Raw genomic sequence first — 24,955 nt, forward strand, 5'->3', positions numbered from 1 at the left:
AATCAAGGTAGTTACTTCAAGGAACGCACTTCGCGTGCTTCACGATGTTCCGACGAAGAAATTCTTCCGCGCGCGTCGTGCTCGATCGCTAGCGCGCAGACCCCATCTCCAGGATGGCTCGCTTCAATCGCTCGTGACTTTGCAGCCCGCGCAGATATGCGGTCTCCTCATCCGCGGCTTTCGAGCGGATGATATTCGCCAGCGATATCTTCTCGTCCTCGCTCCAGCGAGCGATGTCGGGGACCAGCGACAGCGCCGCCGTCCAATCGTCGAGCGCTTTCCGTTCGAGTTCGGTCCAGCCCGCGACGTTGACGCCGAGCGTGCGCGAAAGGTCTTTGCGCGTCTCGCGGCGCATCGCTTCCGGATCGCCGCCGAACCTCTTCGCCATGTGCCGCTGCACGGCGATCCCGAGCGACCGAGTGGAGAAGCGGTCCCACAAGCCGCGCACGGTCCCGCGCATCTCGTAGAACACGTGCCCGGCGGCGAGCTTTCGCAGCGTCCTCGCTGATGTGCGGTGGCTGGGATCGGCTGCGATCTTGCGCTCCTCACGTTGCGCGAGCGCGAGCAAGGCAGGGCGTCCGGGCCGGAAGCCCAGTTTGCGATAGAACCAGAACGCGCCCGACTTGATCGCCTCCTCGTTGCCGGCGCCGAGCTGGTACGGATAGACCGAGAAGCAGGTGTATCCATACAACTGGCGGAACAGGTGGAGGATCTTGGAGTAGATCCAGGCGCTCTCGCCGTCGCGGTAGGCGTAAAAGGTGTTGAAGCCGATCTCCACCCATTCGAACAGCCCGATGTCCTCGATGTAGCCGATGGGAACGCCGTTCTTCACTGTCAGTCCGGCGTGGTAGGCGCGCAACGGCAGGCGCCGGCCAGGCGGCAGCCCCCAGAGGAAGATGCTGATGCCGCGGCCGGGCCGCGCCTCGACCACCTGGGTAGGATCGCCGCGCGTGGTGCCCCACAGCTCGCGGTAGCGGATGGTGACCGCGGTCTGCTCCATGTCCAGAACCTTCTCGCCTTCGGCGCGGGAGAGCCGGCGGACGGGAATGTCCGGTGAAGCGAGCTCCTCCTCGATCGACACCTGGCGGCGTTGGATGAATCCGGCGCGATGGAAGAAATGCCTCTTCACCGGCCAGCGAAAATTGGTCCGCGAGGCCGGCGCATCACCCAAATCCCAGTTCAGCGTGACGCCCAGCGCGTCGTAGATCTCGGTCTTGTGGGCGATGGGGAGCTGCAATCGCTCGAAGCGCTCCATCAGCCAGGGAAAATCGTTCCCTCGATTGGCGGAATGTAGCCATTCCAAATACGGGACATCGGCTTCGACCAGCGAATCGTCTTCGAGAAGGGGGAGAAAGCGCGGCAGGGTCGCCGCCATGCGCGACGACTGCTCCTCTGTGTCCCACTCGGCCGTGACTTGCTCGCCGTACTTCCTCCAGAGCCAGCGCGCGACTTCATAGGTGAATGTGTCGGAGAGAACGGTACCAGCGATGCCCGAGACATCCTCCGGGTCGAAGGTTGTCATGTCGGCGCCTGACTGGCGCAGCCGCTGGACGCGGTCACCGATCGTCGCCAGGAGTTCGTCACTCAACGACAGAACGCGCGCGCTCGGCGGGAACGCGCGCAGGAACAGGAGCACATCGTGGACCCTGATGAGGGTTGCGGGATCGTCGAGCCGTGCGCGGCGTAGGGAACGCAGCAGCGGCTCGAACGCGACCCGCTCGCCGCGGACGTAGCGGCTGCGTGCCTGTTCCAGGCGGGCCAGCATCGTTGCCATAGTGTCTCGGATGTTCGCGCAAGTGTATTAGCTCGACCGGCGGAATGCGAGGACGGCGTTCAGTCCGCCGAAGGCGAACGAATTCGACAGCGCGTATTCGAGCGGCACGGACCGGCCGTGGTTGGGGACGACGTCGAGGTCGCACTGCGGGTCGGGCGTGTTGTAGTTCGCCGTGGGAGGCAGGAAGCCTTCGCGGAGGGCAAGCAACGTCGCCACCGCTTCCAGCGCTCCCGCAGCGCCCAGCGCGTGTCCGTGCATGGACTTTGTGGAACTCACCGCGAGATGGCCCGCGCGGCCGAAGACCTGGTGGGTGGCCTCGCTTTCTGTAGCATCGTTCTGCGGCGTGCCGGTGCCGTGGGCATTGATGTATCCGATGGCAGCTGGGTCGATGCCCGCATCCTCCAGCGCCGCTCTCATCGCCCGGGCCGCGCCTTCGGCGGAAGGCCGCGTGAGGTGGAAGGCATCGGACGACATGCCGAATCCGACGATCTCCCCATGCACCTTCGCGCCGCGGGCTTTCGCCGCCTCCAGCGGTTCCAGCGCCAGCATGGCGGCGCCTTCGCCGAGGATCATCCCCTGGCGGTCCTTGGAGAACGGCCGGCAGGTGTCGGGCGCGACCACCCGCATCGCCTCCCACGCTTTCAACATGCCCAGGCTGAAGGGTGCTTCGCTACCGCCGGCGATCGCCATCTCGGCGCGGCCGTCGCGCACCATGCAGAAGGCTTCGCCGATGGCATGGTTAGCCGACGAGCAGGCGGTTGAGATGGTGAACGCCGGGCCAGTGATGCCGAATTCCATCGAGATGTGGCTGGCGGCGGCGTTGGCCATGGTGCGCGGGATGGTGAGCGGATGCACGCGTCCGCTCTTCTTGCCGTACAGTTCGACGAATTGCTGGTCCTCCGACGTTTGTCCGCCGGTGCAGGAGCCGGTGATGATCGCGGTTTGCTCAGCCAGCGCCGGATCAAGCCTTCGGGTAGAGACGCCCGTCAGGGCGTCTCCAAGCCCGGCGTCGCGAATCGCCTCGCGCGCCGCGACCAGCGCGAACTGGGTGAAGCGGTCGAGCTGCACGCACTTGTCCTCGGCAAAATGCTGTGTGGGCAGGAAGCCGCGCACCTCGGCGGCATTCTGGAAGCGGAGGAGGGAAGCGTCCACCAATTCCATGCGCTGGATGGCGCTCCGTCCGTCGCGCAACGCGCTCCAGCACTCGGAAACGTCGTTGCCGAGGGCGCAGATCATGCCCATGCCAGTGACCGCGACGCGCCGCATAGTCAGCGAGGTCCAGCGGCGGCCAGCAGCGCCTTCACCCCTTCGATCATCTGGCGCACGCTGCGGATGGAGCGCGCCTGCTCGTCGGGGACGGAGATGTCGAACGCCCCTTCGACTTCGAACAACAGGGTAGTGGCGTCAAGGGAGTCGATGCCCAGTTCCTCGAAGGAGCTGTCGGCCCGCACCTGCTCACGCGGCAGACGCTTGATGGCGGCCACCAGGGCAAGGACTTGCTCGGTGACCGGATCGGGGAGCGGTTCGGGCATGGCGCTCATAGTCGAATAGATGGCGCAGAAGGCCTGAAAGTATCGCATACCGCGGCGCTCACACGTAGGTGTGAGCGCGGTCATAGATAGCGGTTCCGCCGCGGGTCTAGAGTCTGCTGTTCGGATGCTCTTCAAGACCCTGAGCGCCGCGGTCTATGGCATCGATGCGCACATCATCGATGTCGAGGTGGACGTGTCGGCGATGGCGGCGATGCAGGACAATTTCACCACCGTCGGCCTGCCTGACGCCGCTGTCCGCGAGAGCCGGGAGCGCGTCCGCTCGGCGCTGCGCAATTGCGGATACGAAGTCCCACCCACGCGGATCACGGTGAACCTGGCGCCCGCCGACATCAAGAAAGAAGGCTCGGGCTTCGACCTGCCCATGGCACTCGGCATCCTGGGAGCGTACGGCGCGCTCACCCGCAAGGAGATCCCCGACCACGTCTTCGTCGGGGAGCTTTCGCTCGATGGCGGGGTGCGCGCCATCCGGGGCGCGCTGCCGGTCGCGGTCGCGGCCCGCGCCCGCAAGATCCGCGGTCTCATCGTTCCCGAGGCCAATGCCCGCGAAGCCGCGGTGGTCAGCGACGTCGACGTCTATCCCGTGCGCTCGCTGATCGACGTGGTCAACCTGCTCAACGGGCGGAATGGGATCCAGCCGGTGAAAGTGGACCCACAGGCGGTGCTGAACGAGTCGCGGCGCTTCCTGGTCGACTTCCGCGACGTGCGCGGGCAACAGACCGCGAAGCGCGCCCTGGAGGTCGCCTGCGCCGGCGGCCACAACATCCTGATGATCGGCCCGCCGGGCTCGGGCAAGACCATGCTCGCCAAGCGCGTGCCCACCATCCTGCCGCCCCTGACCTTCGATGAGGCCCTGGAGACCACCAAGATCCACTCCGTCGCCGGGGTACTCGACAGCGGCACGGGGCTGGTGGCAGTGCGGCCGTTCCGCGCGCCCCATCACACCATCTCCGACGCCGGGCTGATCGGCGGCGGCGTCATCCCGCGGCCGGGGGAAGTCTCCCTGGCGCACAACGGCGTGCTCTTCCTCGACGAATTGCCGGAGTTCCCGCGCAACGTGCTTGAGGTAATGCGGCAACCTTTGGAAGATGGGACGGTCTGTATCGCGCGCGCCTCCATGTCGCTGACCTTCCCGGCGCGCTTCATGCTGGCGGCGGCGATGAACCCGTGCGCCTGTGGCTTCCACAATGATTTGACCCGCGAGTGCCATTGCACGCCACCGATGATCCAGCGCTACCTGTCGAAGATCTCGGGACCGCTGATGGACCGCATCGACATCCACATCGACGTCCCGGCAGTGAAGTACAAGGAGCTGCGCAGCGGAGCGGCGCCCGAAGGCTCGGACCACATCCGCGAGCGGGTCATCGGTGCCCGCCAGGTGCAGTTGCAACGCTTCGCCGGAGCCGGGGAGCGGATCTACTGCAACGCCCAGATGCAGTCACGCCAGATCCGTACTTTTTGCGAGTTATCAGCGGACTGCGAGCGCCTGCTGGAGCGGGCGATGCAGCAGCAGGGGCTGAGCGCCCGCGCCCACGACCGCATTTTGAAGGTGGCGCGCACCGTCGCGGATCTGGAGGGCACGCCGGCCATTGATCCCAAGCACATCGCCGAAGCCATCCAGTATCGGACGCTCGACCGCACCTATTGGGCCTAGGCCTCTAAGTCTTTGAAAATATTGTCAGTTGTACGATTCTTCTTGACCTGTGGGTGAGCAATCACTAAGGTAAAGGAGGTTTGGTAGTGGCCGTTGTTTCCGAAGAGAGAAAATCCCCTCAAAAAGAGCAACTTAGGATAGGGCTCCGGCATCTATGAGATTGTCCCGTGCCCGATTCTTCGGAAGCCCAACAGCAGCAACAACTTAGCCGTGTCCAGGCGCAACTTGCCGGATGTCGGCGGGTTCCAAAGGACGGCCTTCAAGCCATCGCCGGAGTTGGAGTCCAAGGGGCTCCGGGGACTGGGCGATCCGAACCTCGGTAGGAGAAAAACATGGAAATGCGTTCTGATCTGATCCACGAAGCGTTGCGCACCGTCAGCAACCGTTACACGCTGTGCCAGCTGGCGTCGAAGGCGACGCGCAAGTTTCACAAGCCGAACACCCGCATCCAGGACACGATGAACGAGATCCTGGAGAAGTTCGGTGAGGCATCGGGCGATGCTTCTCGAGTAGTGTCGACCGGCGCAGGGGTTGCCGAAAGCCGCCGACGCGCTGCATAATAGGACTTCGCGGCGCGCCCGCGCCGCGAACTGGTTTTCAAATTTCAATTTCCGTTTGATCGACCCGGTCGTTTCCGACCCCCCTCAATCCGGACAATCCCAGTAGGTGGTTATGACCATAGCCGAACTGAAAGAAAAGAACATCACGGAGCTGACCCGCATCGCGCGCACCCTCGACCTGCCTGGCGCCAGCGGCCTCCGCAAGCAGGACCTGATCTTCAAGATCCTCCAGGCGCAATCGGAAAAGGAAGGGCACATCTTCGCCGAAGGCGTGCTGGAGATCCTCCCCGACGGATACGGCTTCCTGCGCTCTCCCGACTACAACTACCTGCCCGGTCCGGACGACATCTACGTTTCGCCCTCGCAGATCCGCAAGTTCGACCTCAAGACCGGCGACACGGTCAGCGGCCAGGTGCGCCCGCCGCACGAGGGAGAGAAATATTTCGCGCTGGTGAAGATCGAGGCGGTGAACTTCGAATCACCCGACGAAGCGCGCAACAAGATCCTGTTCGACAACCTGACGCCGCTCTACCCGCAGGAGCGCATCAAGCTGGAGACCCTGAAGGAGAACATCGGCGCCCGGGTCATGGACCTGCTGACGCCGCTGGGCAAGGGGCAGCGCGCCCTGATCGTCAGCCCGCCGCGCGCCGGCAAGACGATGATCCTGCAGAACATCGCCAACTCCATCACCACCAACCACCCTGAGGTCGTGCTCATCGTGCTGCTGATCGACGAGCGCCCGGAAGAAGTCACCGACATGCAGCGCTCGGTCAAGGGCGAGGTCATCAGTTCGACCTTCGACGAGCCCGCAGCGCGTCACGTGCAGGTGGCGGAGATGGTGATCGAGAAGGCCAAGCGCCTGGTAGAGCACAAGCGCGACGTGGTGATCCTGCTGGATTCGATCACGCGCCTGGCACGCGCCTACAACACCATCGTGCCGCCGTCGGGCAAGGTGCTGTCGGGCGGCGTGGATTCCAACGCCCTGCAGCGCCCGAAGCGCTTCTTCGGCGCGGCCCGCAACATCGAGGAAGGGGGTTCGCTGAGCATCATCGCCACCGCCCTGATCGAGACCGGCAGCCGCATGGACGACGTGATCTTCGAAGAATTCAAGGGGACCGGCAACTCGGAGGTGATCCTGGACCGGAAGCTGAGCGACAAGCGCGTGTTCCCGGCCATCGACATCCAGCGCTCGGGCACCCGCAAAGAAGAGCTCATCATCCCCAAGGACGACCTGGCGCGCATCTGGGTGCTGCGCAAGGTGCTGACCCCGCTCTCCCCCGTCGAGGCCATGGAGCTGCTCATCGACAAGCTGAGCAAGACCAAAACCAACGGCGAGTTTCTCAGCAACATGAGTTCCTTGTAGCGCATAGTCCAAAGTGCATAGCAACAAAGAGCCCGGCTGATGCCGGGCTTTCTGTTTTGGGACGAGCTCTCTTTCGGAACAGGCTTAGGAAGTTTTCTTCACGTGTTGGCACCCGGACGAGGTGGGGCCGGTCTTCCCGCAGGCCAAGGCCATAGTCTCGAAGACCTTCTCGTGCTTGAAGGAAGGCTTGCGGTAAGGCTTCTTGCCCGATTTCGGCGGCTTGGTGTGCGCTGATTTCTCGTTACTCATGTGGATGAGCGGCAAAGCACGACCGCGGTAGCTGAGCCCTGCTTGCCGAGACGCCACATCATAACCCGAAAGCGACGGCGACTCCAACAACCGTTAGTAATAGGAAAGACTGCCCTCGCGACGGGCATAGCGCAGGGCACGTCCGAACAGCCAGACGCTAAGCGGCAAAAGGACGAGGGTGTAGACCGCCAGGACGGCCAGGGGCCGGGCTAGTGTCCCCCAATCAGCATCGTGGAGGAGCGCCAGGCGCAGGCCGTCGAGGGAATGAGTGATGGGGATGAGTTCCCCCACCTGGCGCAGGGGTGAGGGCAGCGCCGAGACCGGGAAGGTGGCCCCCGTGAGCAACCAGAGCAGCGAGCCGAGCAGCCACACCATTCCGGCGCCTCGCTGGAGGGCGACTTGTACAGCCGCAATGGCGATGCCGGCCGCTACGGCGATGGCCATCGAGAGGACGAAGACGGCCAACGCGCCCGCGATGTTCGGGTGGGCCAGTTCCACGCGAAATACGACCACCCCGACCACCAGGTAGAACGCCAGGTGCAAGGTGCGGGTAAAGAAGGCCGATGCGGCGGTCAGGAACACCAGTTCCGGCTCCGGCGTGGAGGTGGTCATCAGGACTTCCATCGTCCCGGTCAGCTGGGCTTCATGGATGCTGTTGACGAAGGAGGCGACCCCGGCCACGAAGAATCCGTAAAGGCCGGTCCCCAGCAGCAGGAAGGGGAAATAGTCCACGCCGTCCGGCCGGAAGCCGGGGCCGACGGCGCGGGCCAGATAGTAGAAGGCCGCGAGTTCCGCCAGCATGCCGGCAACGTACGTTCCGGAAGCGGCGCGGTAGCGCAGCGCGGTCAGGATGTCGCGGCGGAGGATGACGGAAAGTCTGTCGAGGAGCCCGCTCATCCAACCTCCCCCGGGACTTCGGCGCCCTCGGGCTCGATCTCGCGGAAATAGAACGAACGCAAGTCCTCGATCGAGGTCTGGTGGCCGACGCGACGCTCGGCGGCCACTTCCCCGTGGCGCAGCACGACGACGTGCTGTCCGATGGTCGCTGCTTCCTCGAAATTGTGGGTGGCGAGCAGGATGGTGGTGCCGAGCTCAGAGGTGCGGCGCAGGAGCTGCCACAGGCGCCAGGTGCCGCCGGGGTCGAGGCTGCGCGTCGGCTCGTCGAGCAGGAGCACCGCGGGCCGCTTCAGGAGAGCGCGCGCGATCCCCAAGCGCTGGTACATGCCGCTGGAGAATTTCATCACCAGGGTGTCGCCGACCTCGGCGAGCAGGGAGGCCTCGAGGGCTTGCTGGATGGTCGCCGGGCGCTCTTCGCGCGAGACCTGCTCCAGCGCGGCGAAGAAATCGAGATTCTCGCGGGCGGTCAGCCGGGGAAAGAAGGAGCGCTCGGAGGCCACGGCGAAGCCCACGGAGCGGCGGGCGCGGCGGGCGTCGTCTGCGGTGTCGGCATCGCAGACCAGGACGCGCCCTTCGTCGGGCAGCAGCATGGTGGAGACCAGCTTGAGCAGTGTGGTCTTGCCGCTGCCATTCGGCCCCAGGATCACCAGCACGTCGCCTTCGGCCGCGCGCAGGGAGATCCGTGACAAGGCGCGGGTCACGCCGCGCCGCTCCGCGCCCAACCAGTTCCACAAGGCAGGCCGGTGGCGGAAGAACTTGCTCACGGATTCCAGGGTGACTGTGTCCATGGAAGAGAGAACCGCGGTTGCCGACAGCATACATTCTTCGCCAGCCGATTGCTGCGCCAAACCGGCGCCTGTGGTAGTACTCAGTACTCCGTGACTCCCCTGTTCACCATCGGCTTGCCCGTCTATAACGCGGGGCCATTCCTAGAAGATGCGTTGCGAAGCATCTTTGCGCAGACCTTCTCTGATTGGGAATTGATTGCCGTAGATGATGGCTCGCGAGACGGCAGCGTCGAGGTGTTGCGCCAGCTGAAAGATCCACGAGTGCGGGTGCTGGTGGATGGCGAGCACCGCGGGCTGGGGGCGCGTCTGAATCAGATCGTCTTACAGGCGGCGGGCCGGTACATCGCCCGCATGGACGCGGACGACATGATGCACCCCGAGCGCCTGGTCCGCCAGTTCGCGTTCCTGGATGACCATCCCGAGGTGGACGTCGCCGGGTGCGGGCTGATCAGCTTCGACGCGCACTGCCGGCCGACCAGTGCGCGCCGCCTGCCGGCCGGTCACGCCGAAATCATCGCTGATCCCCTCACCGGGTTCCGCATCGCCCACGCCTCGACCGTCGGCCGGACCGACTGGTGGAGAGAGCATCCGTATAACGAGCGCAATCGCGGCTGCGAGGATTGGGAACTGTGGTTCGGCAGCCGGGGTGACAGCCGCTTTGCCAATCTTGCCGACCCGCTCTACTTCTACCGCGAGGAGCAGGCGTTCTCCTTCGGCGGGTACGCACGCGACAAGGCTGAACTTGCCGCCTTGTTGTGGAGCGATCGTGCAGAGCTAGGTACATTGAATGCGGCTGCGGCGGCCACGGCACACTGGGTGCGGATCGGCGTCTACGGCTTGGCACATGTCATTGGCTTGGAGCAGAGACTGGTACGGAGAAGGGGAGAACCAGTCACCGACGCCGAGGCCGCCGTCTTTCACCAAGCTCTCGAGCGCATCCGCGCCACAGAGCTTCCGCTGACGGGCCGCTAAAGGGCTATTGCTGCGACGGCGCAGGGTTGCCCGCGTTCCGGTCCACAATGTATTCCTCCACCAGCACTGCGACCCAGGCGGCGGTCGGGACCGCCACCAGCGCCCCCAGGATCCCGGCCAGCGCTCCGCCGACGCTCAAGGCGATGATGACCGCCAGCGCCGGCAGATCCACACTGGCGCGCATGATGCGGGGCGTCAGGTAGGCATTCTCGATCTGCTGGTACACGGCGTAGAACACGAGCACGCCAAGCAGCTTCGGCCAGGAATCGAGTCCTGCCACCAGCGCCGCCAGGACCACCGACACCAGCGGACCTACGATGGGAACGATGTTCAGCAACCCAGCCAGGAATCCGAGGGCCGAGGAATACTTGATCTGTAGCGCCGCGAAGGTGATGGTGCTGAGAACGCCCAGGATCAGCATCAACGCCGCCTGTCCCACGAGCCAATGCCGGACCCGCCCCTGGGCCCGGATCAGGGTCGATTGCAGGCGAGCGCGGCGACCGGCCGGAAACAGCGACATCACCCAGTGGAAGGCGCGCTCGCCATCCAGGATGAAGTATGCGGTCAGGATCACCCCGCTGAAGAACGTAAGCAGGCCGCCGGTGACCTTCTTGAACAAGCCGAGCACGCCCCCCACCGCGCCCGCCAGGGTCTGCTGCAGGGTCTGCACGTCAAGGTGCCCAGCCAGCGGCAGTCGCTGGATCCTCTCGGTGATCTGAGCCGCACGGGTGGGCCACTCGGCGATGAGGGACCGAGCGTCGCGCACGATGGGCGGCAGCATGAAGGCGAAGGCCAGTGCGAGCAGGGCCAGCACGCCGATGAGGAGGATGAAGATGGCCAGCCCGCGTCCCGGGTGCCAGCCGCCGATACGGATCCTGCGGATGCCTTCGATCATGGGCGAGAGCACGACCGCAAAGAGGGCGCTCACGTAGGTGAGCAGCAAGACGTCTCGTTCCAGGTAAGCGAAGCACAGCAGGAGAGCGACGCCGAAGGCAAAGAGGATGTCGGAGCGATGATGGGACTCTGCCATAGGGTGCGCGGCCGTACCGGCAGTCTAGTCGCGGAGGATCTCGGTCTTCTCGCTGCTGACCAGGATGCGCTGCAGCTTGTAGCTATCCGCCCAGTCCACCCAGAAGGACCACTGCAATCCCTCGGCGGTCATGTCGAAACGCTCGAGTTCGCGTTCGGTGCCGCGGATGAGCACCTTCTCCCGGCCTTTGTATTCCAACGAGACGTTCGCGGGGGCGTGCTGCCGCGGAACGAAGATACCGAACTGCAGCTTGTCCATGCGGCAGCGGTTATTCTCCGCAGGCTGGCCGCAGGCAGTGGCGATGTAGCGCCACAGCAGGATCTCCCGGTGACTGAAAAAGTAATCGTCCACCACCAGGGTCGAGGGCGGGAGGATGAAAGCCAGCTCCGAGGTCTTCTCTCCCGGCTGGGGCGTGACCTTCTCGATGAGGAAAGTGTCGGACGGCTGCAGGGTGGCCCGCGCCTTTCCCGGGTTCAGCTCCCGCCATTCGTACTTGCGGAGATCGCCGTTCGACATCAACTCCAGCTCCGCCTGCTGCGCCGCCTTCGAGCCGTCCTCCATCTTCAGCTCCGACGTGGTGACGCTGTATCCGGTCTTCTGCTGGATCTGGAAGCTCTCGGTGGCGACCCGCTGCCCGTTCACGAAGACGCCGAAAGAACCGGAATCCACGACCTGGCTCGATTCACCCTTCTTGGCTTCGTTCTTCTTGGGCTTGTCGGCGCAGAGCTGAAGGCTGAACAGCAGGACGAGAACCACGACCGTAGCGGACCGCTTCACATTACCTCCCGAGCTGCAAGCGCTCGATGATCTCGGCCGCGACTTGCGCGACCGTGTGTTGGGTTGTGTCGACGCGCACCTGGGCGCGCAGATAGTGGGGCCGGCGGGTCTCGTAGAGCTCACGGAACCGCGCCTCGTCCTGGAAGAGCGGACGCGAGGTTCCCTGGGGACCGCAGCGCTGGTGGAGCACTTCGTAAGGGGCATCGAGGAAGACCATGGGGTCGCCCGCCTCCGCCAGCAACCAGGCGTTCTCGTCCTGCACGAATGCCCCGCCCCCGAGGGCGGCCACAGTGGGCCGCTCGTGATCGAGTTCGTCGAGCAGTTCGCGCAAAGCCACGGTTTCTGCCTTTCGGAACGCCGCCTCGCCGGAGTCGCGGAAGATCTCGGCCACCGACCGCCTCTCCCGGGCCTCGACGCGGTCATCCAAGTCCACGAACCGCCATCCCAGGCGGGCCGCAAGCTCCCGCCCGACAGTGGTCTTGCCGGCGCCCATGAAGCCGACGAGGAACACCGCGCGATGGCTGGCCATAGGACCGTTCGCTAGAGACGCCTGTGAAGGCGTCTCTACAAGAATTTTCAATGAGAGCTACTGCTTCTTGACGCGGATTTTACCACTGAAGCTGCGGAGCTGGACCGACGACGCCCCCGTATTCGAGGTGCCTGCGAAGGAACGTCCCGGAGTCGGTTGAAATCCGAGGCGGGACTTCTGCTGCAGGGGGAAGTCCTGCTCGACGCTGCCGGAGACCGAGCGGGCAGTCAAGTCAACTGACGCGGTCGTCGGCAGGACCACGTCAATGTCACCCGAGTGGCTGCTAAGAAAATAATCTCCGCCTCCGCTAAAGTTGCCCGCGTAGCGAATGGCCCCCTTAGTAGTGTTGATGGAAACCTTCGGGCCGGTGACTGAATTCAGCTGAACATCGCCTTTGACACTGGTGATCTCCACGTGTCCATTGCTCACGTTGCTGACGGTGACCGGACCTTTGATGGCGTGGATGTGGACATGGGAATTGTTGCAATCCTGGACGGTGATGGCAGCGGCGCTACCCTCCAGGGTCATGTCGCTGCGCACCTTTTCGACGCGGATGGGACCGCCATCGGCGCGCACCGAGAGCATGACGTCGGCGGGGACCTGGATGTCGTAGTCCACCCGGGCTTCGTCCCCGGCGGCCTTTCCGAGGAGTCGGGTCTCGGCTTCGATGCGGTTGCCGGTCTGGCTGGAATCGATTTCGACCTTGTCGGAATGCGCGGTGGTGCTGATGAGGACTTGGCGCGAGCCGGAGGGACGGATGGTGACCGAGCCCGACTCGTTCACCACGTTCAGGGTCGCACCCGAGCCCACGGTATAGCGGAATTCCTTGTGCGCGTCGGCAGCGAACGCGGCGCAGGCAGCCAGGGCGGCGGCCCAGCCCAGATGCTTCAAACAGGTTGATGTCCTACTCATGCCACTCTCTCCTGCCCCGTTCCGGCATTCTACCCCTTGGGGCGCGCCGGTCTCCGGCTTAGTGCAATGAACTCGATACGGCCATCTGATAGAGCATGGCTTTCTGGTCATAGGCGTACATCAGATGGTCTCGAGCCTCCTGGCTCTCCGGATGTTCCGCCAGCCTCTTCTCGGCATCCGCGATGTAGGAATTCACGCTCTTCAGGCTGTCTTCGTACGTTGTCCGCTCGGCGGGAACCAGCTGGGAAACCAGCTGGAGCAACTGAGCGTCTTCGGCATCGACGGCCGCAAGCGAGACCTCGGGAGCGGCAACCGGCTGTAAAGCGACTTCGCTTCCAGGCTGGTTGCGGCGCACGTTGTAAGTGACAACCGCAAACGCGATGAGAACCACCGCGGCCACCGCGACCAGACTCTTGCCGGGGGCCCAGCGGGCCGGTATCACTGCGACTGGGGACGGAAATCGGCCCGTCCCAGCGGGACGCACCAGCCCTTCCCGCTCGAGCGCAGCCTGGATGCCGGTCCACACCTTGGGGCTGGGGTCCACCATCGGCACCAACAGTTTGGCCTGCTCGGCGATGTATTTGAGGTCCGCCACCAGGTCGGAACAGACAGGACAGCTCTCCTGATGAGCTTGCTCCTCGGCGTTACCGCCGCTCTCGATGATGAAGGGAAGCACCTTCTGGAATTCGGCGCATGTCATGACTACATCCTCTCCCCGAGAAAACTCGCCCGTGTCATGGCTCCTCTCATCGGCGTGGGGCCTTTTCGGCTCTGCTCAACTTGAGGAGGTCGCGCAGCTTCATTCTCGCCTTGTGGAGCTGCGATTTGCTGTTGCCGATCGAGCACCCCAGCATCTCGGCGATCTCGTTGTGCTCGTAGCCTTCGATATCGTGCAGCACGAAGATGATGCGATAGCCGGGAGGCAGGCTCTCGATGGCCCGCTCCAGATTGATCCGGTCGATGGAGCCGGCCAGCACGGTGTCCCGCGTCCCGATATCCCTCTTCGGCCCGTCATCCTGCTGAGGCTCCAAGGTCGCTTCCAGCGAAACCTCAGGCAGGCCCTTCTTGCGCAGGTGCATCAGCACCACGTTCACGGCCAGCCGGTGCAACCAGGTGGAGAAGGCGGACTCACCCCGGAACGTCGCGATCTTGCGGTACAGCTGCAGGAACGCCTCCTGGGTCAGGTCTTCGGCCTCGGCCGTGTTGCCGGTCATGCGGAGACACAGCGAATAGACACGGCGTTTGTGGAGACCATACAGGGCCTCGAACGATTCCGCGTCTCCCCGCTTGGCTCGGTCAATCGCCTCTGCCTCTGAGAGCCCGGGAGCTATGATTTTCTTAGCTTGGGTCAATGCCTTCTTCAGGCCGCACTTGTAAGATGCGGCTAAGTACCTGCCCGTTGTACGTGTTGCCGAACGCCTGGGAAACTAGGGCCGCTGTGGAAGGGGCCGAAACCGATGCCGCCCGCTAACCGGGCGGCTCCTCCAAATGACTCGTTTGGTTACCGTTTGGCTACCTGAACAGTCCGATCAGACACCTGTTTTTGTCGTGATCGTCTCGAGCGCATGGGCCTCCGGCCCCTGCCCGGCTCGCCATAGGAGGAAGGCGAAGACGATCCCCAACAGGCTGACTCCAGTCAGGATCCAAAGCATAGGCAGATAGCCCGCCGGATGCGCTGGCGTCGCCCGGAACCGGTCCTGGCTGTAGCCAATGGCCTGGTTCATGATAAGCCAGCCGACCTGCTGGCAGAGCGTCATCAGGGCATAGGCACTGCCCAACCGCCGCTGCTCCACCAGGTAGGCGACCGAGGGCCACATGATCGCGGGGATCAAAGAGAAGGCTACCCCCAGCATTCCCACGGGCAGCCAGAGGGAAGCCTGGGAATAGCCCATCAGCAGGAACACCAGCGGCATCGCTCCCGACCCGATCAACATGAAGGTGGCCCGCTTGCCGACCCGGTCGGCGATCAGGCCGAACACCGGAGTGGCCCACATCGCCATCAGCGGGAGGAAACCGTTCAAGCGGCCGGCCGCTTCCCGCGACCGGCCGTGCGCGCTGATGAAGTAGTCGATGCCGAACAGACGGAACGAGAACACCACTGCGTAGAAGGTGACACACAGGGCGACGATGTACCAGAAGGTCCGCCCGAAGAGGAACGCGTCCCGCACCCTGAGTTTGTCGGTGGCTGCGGCTTCTCCGACCGTGTACAGCCTTTCGCCGCGCGCCTCCAGGACCCAGTAGATGAGTGCAGCCACCACGCAGATCAATCCCGCTGCAATGCCGATATGCAGCGGCCGATACCAGGTGCCGTCGAACGCCCACGATGCCCACGTCGGTGAGTTGTCAGCCAGCCACGAGGCGGCCCGAGCGATCAGCAGATTGACCCCGAAGGCGAAGCTCAGTTCCTTGCCTTTGAACCACTTGGCGATCGCCGTGGTCACGGCGACGATCAGCGGCTCGGCCCCCAGGCCGAGCACAAAACGGGCCGCCAGCATCGACCATGCGTGGCCGCTGATGACCATCCATGCGGACGCGATCAAGCACAGGATGGAGAAGAACGTGATGGATCTCTTCGTTCCGAAGCGGTCGACGATGATCCCACCCACCGCGAGGGCCAGGATCGCGGCGCCGTTGTAAGCGCTGTTCAGGTAGCCGATGACGGAGGCGGAGAAACCGAGCTGGCTCCTGAAAATATCGACCAGTGGATTGATGCTGTCGAAGATGTAGTAATTGCCGAACATAGTCAGGCTGACGAAGATCAGCACCAACCAGCGGTACGCCTTCGGCGGCTGGGGCTTGGGGCCGCCGCTGCGGGGCAGATCAGGGCTGGGACGGTTGTCGCTCGGGGTCTTGGGGTCGTTCATGAAGGGATCGGTCGGGGGCGTCTTCTAGTCAACACGACAATAGAGGACGACCAACTAAGATAACAGAAGTCGGCCCGACTGTCGTGAGACGACTCAAGAACAACCTTCCCAGCCGGGCCACCGCACGGTGCTGGGCCTGCTAGCTCCCGATGTAGCGGGCGTACAGGCTGCGCGCCACCGCGGTGTCGGTGGTCCCCTTGATGATGGCGCGGCCGTCCGGGAACAGCGTCATCTCGTAAGGCTCGTGCCAGAACTTGAGCACGAATTGGTTGTGCTTGACGGTGCCGTGAGGGGCCAGGCGGTTGTTCATCTCGCGGAAATCGATGGGCCGGTGGCGCTCGTGGATCTGCACCGAGTTGCGCCCGCACAGCGTGACGTGCGGGCGGCCCTCCCCGGACAGGTACGGGAACTGGCGGGCGCTGCAGGTGTGGCAATCGCTGCGCGGCCGAGCCGTGGAGATCTCCGAGTGCTCATTCGCCCAGGCATCGAAGGAGAGCAGGGTACGCCGCACCCTGTCGCGGGCGCCGACCAGCAGCTTGATGGCTTCGGTGGCTTCGATGGATGCGACCTGGTTCACCACCGAGTTCAGGATGCCGGAAGTATCGCAGGTTTCGACGGTTCCCTGGGGAGCGGCTGGGAAGATACACGACAGGCATGCCGTCTCTCCGGGCAGGATGTTCATCGTGACCCCATAACTGCCGACCGCGGCGGCGTAGATCCAGGGCAGGGAATTCTTCACGCAGAAGTCGTTCACCAGGTAGCGGGTCTCGAAGTTGTCGGTGCCGTCCGCCACGAGCTGCTCTGTGCCGAGAAGTTCCTCGACATTCTCCGGACGCAGGTCCGCAACTTCTCCCCGAACCTCGAGTTCGGAATTGAAGGTAGCGATCCGGCGCTGGGCCGCGATGGCCTTGGGCAGGGATTCGGCGGCATCGGCCTCGTCGAACAGCGACTGGCGTTGCAGGTTGCTGGGCTCGACGTAATCGCGGTCGAGGATGGTCAGGCGCCCGACGCCGGCGCGGGCGAGCAGCGCGGCGACGGCCGATCCCGTGGCGCCGCAGCCGACCACCGCGACCCGAGACGAGCGCAGGCGGCGCTGACCTTCCGCGCCGATGCCGGAGAACAGCACCTGGCGGGAGTAACGATCTTCAATCGGCATTCGGGGTCCTAACCGTTATTATAAGTGCCGCGATACCCGTGAATTAACCCCGGGCGCTGCTGGTTGCGCGTGCAACGAAAGTTCAGCGGCTGCTCATCTGATAGCTGATCAGCATTGCCGGCGATCGGGCCGGGCACTTGAGGAGAGCTGTCTTTTTGGGATTTCGGTCAGCGCTACAGGCATGGCTGATAGCAGGGGTGTGGTGTGCCCTGGCGGTGGCGGGTGCCGCGCAGACGGGGGCCGGGGTGGCAAATGCCCGCCGTCCGGCGCCGGCGGAAGCCGCCGCGCCGGATCCTGCTCTCACTCAAAGCTCGAATCTGAACCGCCTGGCCGGGTTGCGGGTGCGCGCCATCGAGTTTCGCGGCACCACTCCCCAGGAGAACGCCCACCTGCTGGAGTTGCTCGCCCAGAAGACCGACGAGCCGCTCGACAAGCAGAAGCTCCGCCGCAGCATCCAGAGCCTCTATGCCACCGGCCGGTTCGCCGATCTCCAGGTCGAGGCCGACCGCACACCGCAGAATGAACTCACGCTGGTGTTCATTGCGGAAGAAAATCTGTTCTTCGGGCGCATGCTGGTGATCGGGGCGCCCCGCAAGGGCCCCAACGGCCATCAACTGCTGAACAGCAGCAAGCTGGTGCTGGGAGAGCTTTACACGCGGGAGAAGGTGCAGCGTGGTCTGGAGGGGATGCTGCGCGCCCTGAAGAACAACGGTTTCTACCAGGCGACCATCGTGCCCGAGTACACGAAACATCCGGAGACCCGGCAGATCGATGTCCACTTCCGGGTAAACCCGGGAGAGCAGGCGAAGGTAGGCAAGATCACCATCGACGCAGCGCCGGGAGTGACGGTCGAGCAGGTGATGCAGATCGCGCATCTCCACCCTGGGGACGACGCGTCGTCAAGCCGCTCCGACAGCGCGCTGCAGCGCCTGCGCAAGCACTTTCAGAAGCAGGAACATCTGGAGGCGCAGGTCGCGCTCACCGACCGCACTTACCACCCGGAGAACAACACCTTGGACTACGGTTTCGTCCTCCGGCCCGGGCCGGAAGTGGACATCCGCGTTGAAGGAGCCAGCATCCCCCGCGGCGCGCTCAAGAAGTACATCCCGGTGTACGAGGAAAACGCGGTTGACGATGACCTCTTGAACGAGGGCCGCCGTAATCTACGCGACTACTTCCAGAGTCGTGGATACTTTGATGTGAAGATCGACTACACCGAGAAGGACGAGGCGGACCGCCGCCTGGTGGTCTATGACGTGAACCGCGGGATGCGTCACAAACTGGTCAAGGTGGATGTGGACTGGAGCGATGTCGTCACCCGGCCCCACGGCGAACCCTACTTCAAGACGGACGTGATCCGCGAGCGCATGCTGGTGCAGCCGGCAGGACGCGTGCTCTCCCAAGGGCTGTTCAGCCAGTCGTTGCTGGCTCGCGACCAGCAAGCCATCGAGTACCTTTACAAGTCCAACGGGTTCCTTCAGGTGAAAGTCACCGCGGACGTGCAGGACGACTACCAAGGAGACCCCGGGCGGATGCGGATCGTGGTGCACATCGCCGAAGGTCCGCAGACCCGCGTGGCGTCCCTCACCCTGACCGGCAACGAGCACATCTCTGCCGAGGAGATCAGGGGGCTCATCAGCACGCTGGAGGGACAACCCTGGTCCGAGACCAACATCGCCGGCGACCGGGAAGCGATCATGAACCACTACTTCAATCATGGCTTCCCGGACGTAGAACTCGAAGCGACATCCGCGCCGATTTCCGACGATTCTACCCGCATGGAGGTTACCTTCAAGGTATCGGAGGGCAGGCAGGTATTCGTGAGTCAGGTGCTGGTCACCGGACTGCAGGCTACGCACCCGTTCGTGGTGGACCGCGAGATCACGGTGAAGCCCGGCGATCCCTTGAACCAGAGCGCCATGTTCGACAGCCAGCGCAACCTCTACGACCTGGGTATCTTCAACGAGGTGGACGTCGCCGTCCAGAACCCGGAGGGCGATGATACGCGCAAGAACATGCTCTTCGACATCAAGGAAGCGCGGCGCTGGACTTTCAACTACGGCCTCGGCCTCGAGGTGCAGACAGGGAGCGAGCCCAACAGCAACCTGCCGCAGGGGCGCACCGGGGTCAGCCCGCGCGTCTCCTTCGACCTGACGCGGATCAATTTCCGCGGGCGCAATCACACCCTGTTATTCAAGAGCCACGTCGGACGCCTGGAACAGCGTGCGCTCTTTACCTACCAGGCCCCACGCTGGTTCGACCACAAGAACCTTACCTTCAGCTTCATCAGTTTCTACGACAACACCAACGATATCCGCACCTTCACCTCCCAGCGCCTGGAGGGAGCCTTGCAGTTGGAGCATCGCTGGAGCCGGGCGACGACCTTCCTCTACCGCTTCAGCTACCGCGAGGTGAAGGCCACCAACCTGGTCATCGATCCCGACCTGGTACCGCTGTACTCCAAGCCGGTCCGGATCGGGATGCCCAGCTTCACCTTCATCCGCGACACCCGCGACAACCCCCTCGACTCCCGGCGGGGCCTGTACACGACACTGGACATGGGCATCTCCAGCCGCGTCTTCGGTTCGCAGGCGGGTTTCGTGCGGTTTCTGGGCCAGAACTCGACCTATCATTCCTTCAACAAGGGACGCATCATCCTGGCGCGCTCTACCCGGCTAGGCATCGAACACCCAACCGCCTCCTCCACCTTGCCGGAAGGGGTGATCCCCCTGCCTGAACTGCTGTTCGCGGGCGGCGGGAACTCGCATCGCGGCTTCTCCATCAACCAAGCGGGGCCGCGCGACCTTGATACCGGCTTCCCCCTGGGAGGCCAGGCCTTGTTCGTCAACAATCTCGAGCTGCGGCTGCCGCCTCCGTGGCTGCCCTGGCTCGAGAACAAGGTCAGTCCCGTGTTGTTCTACGACATGGGCAATGTCTTCGCCTCTCCCAGCGACATGTTCCACAGCTTCCTCAAAACGGGGCAGAACAATCTGCAGGAATGCCGCCCGATCAAGCCCACCGATCCGCCCGATTTCAAGCCATTCTGCGATTTCAGCTTCATGTCGCATGCGATCGGCGGCGGCGTCCGCTATAACACTCCTATCGGACCGGTGCGCCTGGACTTCGGCTATAACCTGAATCCGCCGACCTTCCTGGTGGGCCGGGAGAACTCGGTGCAGCAACTCCGGCGGTTCAATTTCTTCTTCAGCATCGGGCAGACCTTCTGATGAGGATCTGGCGACAACTCGCGTTCCTGCTTGCCGTGCTGGCCCCGCTGGCCGCGGCCGGAGAGATGGTGGACCGCATCGTTGCGCGGGTGAATCGCCGCGTCATCCTGGAAAGCGAGGTGGAGGACTCCTTGCGCTACCAGGCCATGGCCGCGGGACGCGATCCGGCGCGCTTCAGCGCGGAGGAGCGCAAGCGGGCCATCGACCAGCTCGTGGACCAGGCGCTGATCGAGGCGCAGATCGACAGAGCGACCCTCGTGCGCGCGTCGAAGGAGGACGTAGAGCGGCAGATCGCGACCATGCGGCGCCAGATCCCCGGCGCTTCCGATGACCAGGGTTGGCGCGCGCTGCTGGCCAGGTACGGGCTCACCGAGAACGACATTGCCCAGCTCGTGGCCGAGCAGCTGAACATCATCCGCTACGTGGACGCCCGCTTCCGTCCCAACATTCACATCGACCAGCGCAGCATCGAGAACTACTACCTGGAGCAGCTGATCCCGCAGCTGCACCGGGACGGCGCGCACGAAGTGCCGCTGGGCGAGGTCTCCGGCAAGATCGAGGAGATCCTGGTCGAGCAACGTATCAACGACCTGATGACGCTTTGGTTGCAGAGCCTCCGCGGGCAGGAGGAGGTGCAGGAACTGCGATGAGCCGCCCGCGCAAACTCGTGTGGGGGACGATCGTGCTCCTTATCGTCGTGGCGCTCTTCGCCGTCTGGTATCTGCGCAGCGACGCGTTACGGGAGAGGGTCGGCGCGGAGGTGATCGCGAGCCTCGAAGCGGCCACCGGCGGCAAGGTGGAAATGGGCTCGTTCCAGTGGAGCCTGTCCCATCTAAGCTTCGAGATCCACGATCTGACGATCCACGGTTTGGAGCCTCCGGGAGAAGCGCCCTTCGTGCACGTCGAACGCGCCGATATCCGAGCCGAGGTGCTCTCCTTGGTCAGCCGCCGAATCGTGCTGCGGCATGTCGCGCTGAAGCGTCCCGTCATCCACGTGATCGTCCATCCGGACGATTCGACCAACACTCCGGTCCCTCTTGCCGAAAAAGGCAGAGCGGAGGCGCTCATTGAGCTGTCGGTCGGGCACATGCAGACCAGCGATGGCCAGCTGCTGCTGAATGCCCAGGCGATCCCACTCGATGTGAACGCCTCGGATGTGACCGCCGAACTTGGGTACCACCCCAAGGACCGGCGCTACGACGTGGAGTTCCACTCGCGAAGCGTGCAGATCGACCATCCGGGCTGGGTGCCGATCAAGGGACAGGCAGACGCCCGCTTGAACATGTGGCCGGGCAGGATCGAGGTGAAGGCATTCCAGCTCACGTCGGGGCGCTCGCATCTCGAGTTCACCGGAAGTGCGGCCAATCTCGCGAACCCGGAAGCCGACATCATCTACAAGGCTTCTCTCGATGCGGGCGAGGCGGCCGCGATCGTCCAGGTGCCCGGCCTTCGTTCCGGCAGCATCGAGGTGAGCGGGCAGGCGGCGTACGCAGCGCGTGCACTCTCCTCCGTCGGGAAGGTGATCGTGAAGAACGGGGAGTGGCGAGACTCCCATGCGCAGGCCTTCGTGCATGGGGGCGCGCAATTCACCGCCAACCGCGATCGCATCATCCTCTCCAGCATCTTCGCGACCGCGCTCGGCGGAACCGTGAACGGCGCCGGCGAGATCCGAGGCTGGAGCTCCGGCAATCGGCCCGCAGGTGCCGGGGCCAAGGAGCCGGCCGCATCCGGGGTGCTGAACCTGCGCGTGAACGGCCTCCAGCTACACCAGTTGGTTGACGTCCTGGGGGCGCGGTCGGCCACGCTCCGAAGGGTCGCCCCCGCCGGCAGCATCGCGGGCACGCTCCGCGCTCAGTGGACGGGATCGTTGTACAACCTGCAGACGGCGATGGATCTCGACGTGGTCCCGCCGGCGGCTCCCACTCCCGATCAGCTTCCCGTGACCGCCCGGGTGAAAGCGACCTATCATCGCGGGACGCAAACGATCGATGTGCCGCAGCTCAACCTGGCGACGCGCACGACGCGGGTGGACGCCACCGGCGTCCTGGGCTCGACCACTGCCGATCTGCGCGTCGCCGTGAACTCTACCGACCTTTCTGATCTCGCTCCGGTGCTGGCGCTGGTCGGGTCCGATGCGCTGCCCGCCTACATCCACGGGCGTGCGTCGTTCACCGGCACGATCGCGGGAAAACTCGCCGCTCCGGTGGTAAGCGGCCACCTGGAGGCGACGGACTTTGATTCCGTCACCAGCTTGCCGCCCGGATTGGCGCTCCCGCCCTCCCCCAAAGCGCCGGAAGAGCCGGTGCGCATGCATTGGGACCTGCTGCGCGTCGACATCCTGCATTCCTCGACCCAGTCGGCGGCACGCCACGGCCTCCTGCGGCGCGGGCCGGCGAACATCGAATTCGATGGGACCGCCAACAGCGCCAACGGCAAGCTGGACGCCAACACTCCCTTCACCCTACGGTCGCGGATGGCCAACCTGGAGATCTCCGACCTGCAGGCGCTCTTACGGCAGCATTACCCGGTCACCAGCAGGCTGTCGGTGGATGTGAACCTGACCGGGACGGTCAACGACCTGCGCGGCAGCGGCCACCTGCAAGCCACCGACCTCACCATCGCCGGGGAGCCGTTCTCCAGTCTCCGCGCCAACCTCGGCTTTGCCGGGCGCGAGGCGCAGCTCAATAACCTGGTCCTGGCCCACGATGGAGTCCAGTTCACCGGCGCGGTCGCTTACGCTGCCTCCACTCATGCATTCCGCTTCGGCTTGCGTGGCAACGCCTTCGAACTGGCGAAGTTGCAGCGGCTCCAGTCAGCCAGATACCAGGTGAACGGCGTCGCAGACTTGGACATATCGGGGTCCGGGACCCTGGAAGAACCGGTCCTCAACGGTGCGCTGCGGGTCACGCGCCTGGTGGTGAATGGCGAGCAAGTGGGCGACGTCACCGCCGACGCCGTCACCCGCGGCGCCGACCTCCAGATCAATGCCCGCGTGCACAGTCCGAACGCCGACCTCGCAGTCGAGGGCAGCGCGCGCATGAGGGAGGATTGGCCCGCGAACTTGCGCGTGCACTTCGAGCGCTCCGATATCGATCCCCTGCTCCTGGCCTACCTTCAGGGGCAGGTCACCGGCCATTCCGCGATGACCGGTTTCGTGTACGTGAAAGGCCCGCTGCGACGCCCGCGGGACCTCAACATCAACGGCACCATCGACGAGTTCTCGGCCGAGATCTCGAAGATGCGCATCGGCAGCAGCGGTCCCATCCGCTTCAGCATGGCCAACGAGGTGTTCACGCTCGAACGTTTTCACCTGGTCGCGGAGGGCACCGACCTGACCGCTTCCGGGACCGTCCGCCTGGGCGGGACGCGCGAGATGAACCTGCGGGCGGACGGACGCCTCAACATGAGGATGCTGCAGACGTTCGATTCCGACCTGACTTCTTACGGGACCACCGACCTGGCCGTCGGCATCGGAGGCTCGCTCTCCCGTCCCGACGTGACCGGCCAAATCACCATCCACGACGCCGGCATCTCCTTCATCGATCTCGCCAACGGTCTCAGCCACGTGAACGGCACCCTGGTGTTCAACGAAAACCGGCTGCGGGTGCGCTCTCTGACCGCGCAGACCGGCGGAGGCACCCTCGATATCGGCGGCTTCATCAGCTACGCCAAGGGACTGCTGTTCAATCTCACCGCCAAGAGCAGCGACATCCGCCTGCGCTATCCCGCCGGCGTGAGCTCGGTGGCCAAAGTGGACCTGCGCTACGTCGGCTCGCCGCAGAACTCACGCTTGAGCGGCGATGTGGAGATCACGCGGTTCTCGCTGAACTCGCGCTTCGATCTCGCCCAGTACCTGGAGCGGTTCAAGCAGGCGCCCGCCATGCCGGTACTGAGCGCGCCGCTCAACAATCTCCACCTCGATGTGCACATCACTTCCAGCCCGGAGGTCCAGGTGCAGACCGCGTCGGCAAAGCTCTCCGGGACGATGGACCTGCGGCTGCGGGGCACCGCCACACGTCCGGTTCTGCTCGGCCGGGTGAACGTGCTGGAAGGCAATGTCGCGATCAATGGCACCAAGTACCATATCGAGCGCGGCGACGTGACCTTCTCCAACCCCACCCACATCCAGCCCGTGATCAATGTGGAAGCCACCGCCCGCATCCGCGATTACGACATCAGCCTGGGGGTTCACGGCGAGCCGCCGCCCGGCCGGCTGGTTTCCACCTACCGTTCCGACCCGCCGCTGCCCACCGCGGACATCATCGCCTTGCTCGCGCTCGGACGCACCAAGGAAGAGTCCGTGCTGGTCGCCTCGCCCACCCAGAACTACACCGAGAGCGCCTCCAGCGCCATCCTGGAGGAGGCGCTGAGCGCCACCGTCAGCAGCCGCTCGCAGAAGCTGTTCGGCCTGAACCGGATCAAGATCGACCCCCAGGCGGGCGGCCCGGAGAGCAACCCCAACGCCCGCGCCACCATCGAGCAGCAGGTTTCCGACAAGGTGACACTCACCTTCATCACCAACCTCTCGCAATCGTCGCAACAGATCGTGCAGGTGGAGTACCAGGTGAACCGCAACCTGACCGTCATCGCTGTCCGCGACCAGAACGGGGTGGTAAGCTTCGACGTGCGCTATCGCCAGCGCAAGCGCTAGTC

At 64.3% G+C, this 24,955-nt stretch carries 20 protein-coding genes; 7 read left to right on the plus strand and 13 right to left on the minus strand.

Annotated features, from left to right (window positions below):
* Positions 1 to 88: 88 nt before the first annotated feature.
* From VMS96_01375 to VMS96_01385, 3 genes are read right to left on the minus strand one after another with little or no spacing between them, the layout of a single operon-like run.
* Complete coding sequence (locus tag VMS96_01375) at positions 89 to 1,774, minus strand: hypothetical protein (GenBank protein HVP42048.1); 1,686 nt, start codon at positions 1,772 to 1,774, stop codon at positions 89 to 91.
* Positions 1,775 to 1,801: 27 nt separating this feature from the next.
* Complete coding sequence (locus VMS96_01380; protein HVP42049.1) at positions 1,802 to 3,040, minus strand: beta-ketoacyl-[acyl-carrier-protein] synthase family protein; 1,239 nt, start codon at positions 3,038 to 3,040, stop codon at positions 1,802 to 1,804.
* 2 nt (positions 3,041 to 3,042) lie between these two features.
* A complete protein-coding gene (locus VMS96_01385) occupies positions 3,043 to 3,354 on the minus strand; it encodes an acyl carrier protein (GenBank protein ID HVP42050.1) in 312 nt (103 codons plus the stop codon).
* A gap of 76 nt (positions 3,355 to 3,430) precedes the next feature.
* On the opposite strand from VMS96_01385, the gene VMS96_01390 reads away from it, so the two are divergent.
* The 3 genes from VMS96_01390 to rho all read left to right on the plus strand — a co-directional run bounded on the left by VMS96_01390 (position 3,431) and on the right by rho (position 6,901).
* On the plus strand, positions 3,431 to 4,978 hold the full coding sequence (locus VMS96_01390; protein HVP42051.1) for a YifB family Mg chelatase-like AAA ATPase: 1,548 nt from the start codon (positions 3,431 to 3,433) through the stop codon (positions 4,976 to 4,978).
* A 332-nt stretch (positions 4,979 to 5,310) separates the two neighbouring features.
* The gene (locus VMS96_01395) at positions 5,311 to 5,538 is read left to right on the plus strand and encodes a hypothetical protein (protein ID HVP42052.1); all 228 of its coding nucleotides are present in this window, start codon (positions 5,311 to 5,313) and stop codon (positions 5,536 to 5,538) included.
* Positions 5,539 to 5,650: 112 nt separating this feature from the next.
* Positions 5,651 to 6,901, plus strand: coding sequence for a transcription termination factor Rho (gene rho, locus VMS96_01400; protein HVP42053.1), 1,251 nt, complete (start codon positions 5,651 to 5,653; stop codon positions 6,899 to 6,901).
* A gap of 342 nt (positions 6,902 to 7,243) precedes the next feature.
* On the opposite strand, the gene VMS96_01405 is transcribed toward rho, so the two are convergent.
* Positions 7,244 to 8,047, minus strand: a complete 804-nt coding sequence (locus tag VMS96_01405; GenBank protein ID HVP42054.1) for an ABC transporter permease — start codon at positions 8,045 to 8,047, stop codon at positions 7,244 to 7,246.
* On the minus strand, positions 8,044 to 8,865 hold the full coding sequence (locus tag VMS96_01410; GenBank protein ID HVP42055.1) for an ABC transporter ATP-binding protein: 822 nt from the start codon (positions 8,863 to 8,865) through the stop codon (positions 8,044 to 8,046). Before VMS96_01410 ends, VMS96_01405 begins: the two co-directional genes overlap by 4 nt.
* Before the next feature lie 60 nt (positions 8,866 to 8,925).
* Between VMS96_01410 and VMS96_01415 the strand changes: the two genes are divergently transcribed.
* Positions 8,926 to 9,807, plus strand: a complete 882-nt coding sequence (locus tag VMS96_01415) for a glycosyltransferase family 2 protein (GenBank protein HVP42056.1) — start codon at positions 8,926 to 8,928, stop codon at positions 9,805 to 9,807.
* Between the two features lie 4 nt (positions 9,808 to 9,811).
* Here the strand turns inward: VMS96_01415 and VMS96_01420 are convergent, their stop codons facing one another.
* The 8 genes from VMS96_01420 to VMS96_01455 all read right to left on the minus strand — a co-directional run bounded on the left by VMS96_01420 (position 9,812) and on the right by VMS96_01455 (position 17,075).
* Positions 9,812 to 10,837: an AI-2E family transporter gene (locus VMS96_01420; protein HVP42057.1), complete on the minus strand. Its 1,026-nt coding sequence runs from the start codon at positions 10,835 to 10,837 to the stop codon at positions 9,812 to 9,814.
* A 24-nt stretch (positions 10,838 to 10,861) separates the two neighbouring features.
* Positions 10,862 to 11,614, minus strand: coding sequence for a hypothetical protein (locus VMS96_01425; GenBank protein HVP42058.1), 753 nt, complete (start codon positions 11,612 to 11,614; stop codon positions 10,862 to 10,864).
* Between the two features lies 1 nt (position 11,615).
* Positions 11,616 to 12,143 carry a shikimate kinase gene (locus VMS96_01430; GenBank protein ID HVP42059.1) on the minus strand — a complete coding sequence of 176 codons (528 nt, stop codon included), beginning with the start codon at positions 12,141 to 12,143 and terminating at the stop codon, positions 11,616 to 11,618.
* 57 nt (positions 12,144 to 12,200) lie between these two features.
* Entirely contained in the window at positions 12,201 to 13,055 is an 855-nt protein-coding gene (locus VMS96_01435) for a DUF4097 family beta strand repeat-containing protein (GenBank protein HVP42060.1), read from the minus strand.
* A gap of 58 nt (positions 13,056 to 13,113) precedes the next feature.
* Positions 13,114 to 13,755, minus strand: a complete 642-nt coding sequence (locus VMS96_01440) for a hypothetical protein (GenBank protein ID HVP42061.1) — start codon at positions 13,753 to 13,755, stop codon at positions 13,114 to 13,116.
* Positions 13,756 to 13,801: 46 nt separating this feature from the next.
* Positions 13,802 to 14,407: a sigma-70 family RNA polymerase sigma factor gene (locus VMS96_01445; GenBank protein ID HVP42062.1), complete on the minus strand. Its 606-nt coding sequence runs from the start codon at positions 14,405 to 14,407 to the stop codon at positions 13,802 to 13,804.
* A gap of 177 nt (positions 14,408 to 14,584) precedes the next feature.
* A complete protein-coding gene (locus VMS96_01450) occupies positions 14,585 to 15,919 on the minus strand; it encodes an MFS transporter (protein ID HVP42063.1) in 1,335 nt (444 codons plus the stop codon).
* A gap of 139 nt (positions 15,920 to 16,058) precedes the next feature.
* The gene (locus tag VMS96_01455; GenBank protein HVP42064.1) at positions 16,059 to 17,075 is read right to left on the minus strand and encodes a ThiF family adenylyltransferase; all 1,017 of its coding nucleotides are present in this window, start codon (positions 17,073 to 17,075) and stop codon (positions 16,059 to 16,061) included.
* Positions 17,076 to 17,320: 245 nt separating this feature from the next.
* On the opposite strand from VMS96_01455, the gene VMS96_01460 reads away from it, so the two are divergent.
* The 3 genes from VMS96_01460 to VMS96_01470 are packed head-to-tail and all read left to right on the plus strand — an operon-like array spanning position 17,321 to position 24,953.
* The gene (locus VMS96_01460; protein HVP42065.1) at positions 17,321 to 20,302 is read left to right on the plus strand and encodes a POTRA domain-containing protein; all 2,982 of its coding nucleotides are present in this window, start codon (positions 17,321 to 17,323) and stop codon (positions 20,300 to 20,302) included.
* Positions 20,302 to 20,952, plus strand: a complete 651-nt coding sequence (locus VMS96_01465) for a SurA N-terminal domain-containing protein (protein HVP42066.1) — start codon at positions 20,302 to 20,304, stop codon at positions 20,950 to 20,952. Before VMS96_01460 ends, VMS96_01465 begins: the two co-directional genes overlap by 1 nt.
* Positions 20,949 to 24,953, plus strand: coding sequence for a translocation/assembly module TamB domain-containing protein (locus VMS96_01470; GenBank protein ID HVP42067.1), 4,005 nt, complete (start codon positions 20,949 to 20,951; stop codon positions 24,951 to 24,953). Before VMS96_01465 ends, VMS96_01470 begins: the two co-directional genes overlap by 4 nt.
* The last annotated feature ends 2 nt before the right edge of the window (positions 24,954 to 24,955 follow it).

The organism is Terriglobales bacterium (genome assembly GCA_035543055.1).
Taxonomy (GTDB): domain Bacteria; phylum Acidobacteriota; class Terriglobia; order Terriglobales; family Acidobacteriaceae; genus JAIQFD01.

Bases quoted from the DNA above. Each gene is read 5' to 3' on its own strand.
- VMS96_01375 (HVP42048.1), bottom strand. From the start codon at position 1,774: ATGGCAACGATGCTGGCCCGCCTGGAACAGGCACGCAGCCGCTACGTC.
- VMS96_01380 (HVP42049.1), bottom strand. From the start codon at position 3,040: ATGCGGCGCGTCGCGGTCACTGGCATGGGCATGATCTGCGCCCTCGGC.
- VMS96_01385 (HVP42050.1), bottom strand. From the start codon at position 3,354: ATGCGATACTTTCAGGCCTTCTGCGCCATCTATTCGACTATGAGCGCC.
- VMS96_01390 (HVP42051.1), top strand. From the start codon at position 3,431: ATGCTCTTCAAGACCCTGAGCGCCGCGGTCTATGGCATCGATGCGCAC.
- VMS96_01395 (HVP42052.1), top strand. From the start codon at position 5,311: ATGGAAATGCGTTCTGATCTGATCCACGAAGCGTTGCGCACCGTCAGC.
- rho (HVP42053.1), top strand. From the start codon at position 5,651: ATGACCATAGCCGAACTGAAAGAAAAGAACATCACGGAGCTGACCCGC.
- VMS96_01405 (HVP42054.1), bottom strand. From the start codon at position 8,047: ATGAGCGGGCTCCTCGACAGACTTTCCGTCATCCTCCGCCGCGACATC.
- VMS96_01410 (HVP42055.1), bottom strand. From the start codon at position 8,865: ATGCTGTCGGCAACCGCGGTTCTCTCTTCCATGGACACAGTCACCCTG.
- VMS96_01420 (HVP42057.1), bottom strand. From the start codon at position 10,837: ATGGCAGAGTCCCATCATCGCTCCGACATCCTCTTTGCCTTCGGCGTC.
- VMS96_01430 (HVP42059.1), bottom strand. From the start codon at position 12,143: ATGGCCAGCCATCGCGCGGTGTTCCTCGTCGGCTTCATGGGCGCCGGC.
- VMS96_01435 (HVP42060.1), bottom strand. From the start codon at position 13,055: ATGAGTAGGACATCAACCTGTTTGAAGCATCTGGGCTGGGCCGCCGCC.
- VMS96_01440 (HVP42061.1), bottom strand. From the start codon at position 13,755: ATGACATGCGCCGAATTCCAGAAGGTGCTTCCCTTCATCATCGAGAGC.
- VMS96_01450 (HVP42063.1), bottom strand. From the start codon at position 15,919: ATGAACGACCCCAAGACCCCGAGCGACAACCGTCCCAGCCCTGATCTG.
- VMS96_01455 (HVP42064.1), bottom strand. From the start codon at position 17,075: ATGCCGATTGAAGATCGTTACTCCCGCCAGGTGCTGTTCTCCGGCATC.
- VMS96_01465 (HVP42066.1), top strand. From the start codon at position 20,302: ATGAGGATCTGGCGACAACTCGCGTTCCTGCTTGCCGTGCTGGCCCCG.
- VMS96_01470 (HVP42067.1), top strand. From the start codon at position 20,949: ATGAGCCGCCCGCGCAAACTCGTGTGGGGGACGATCGTGCTCCTTATC.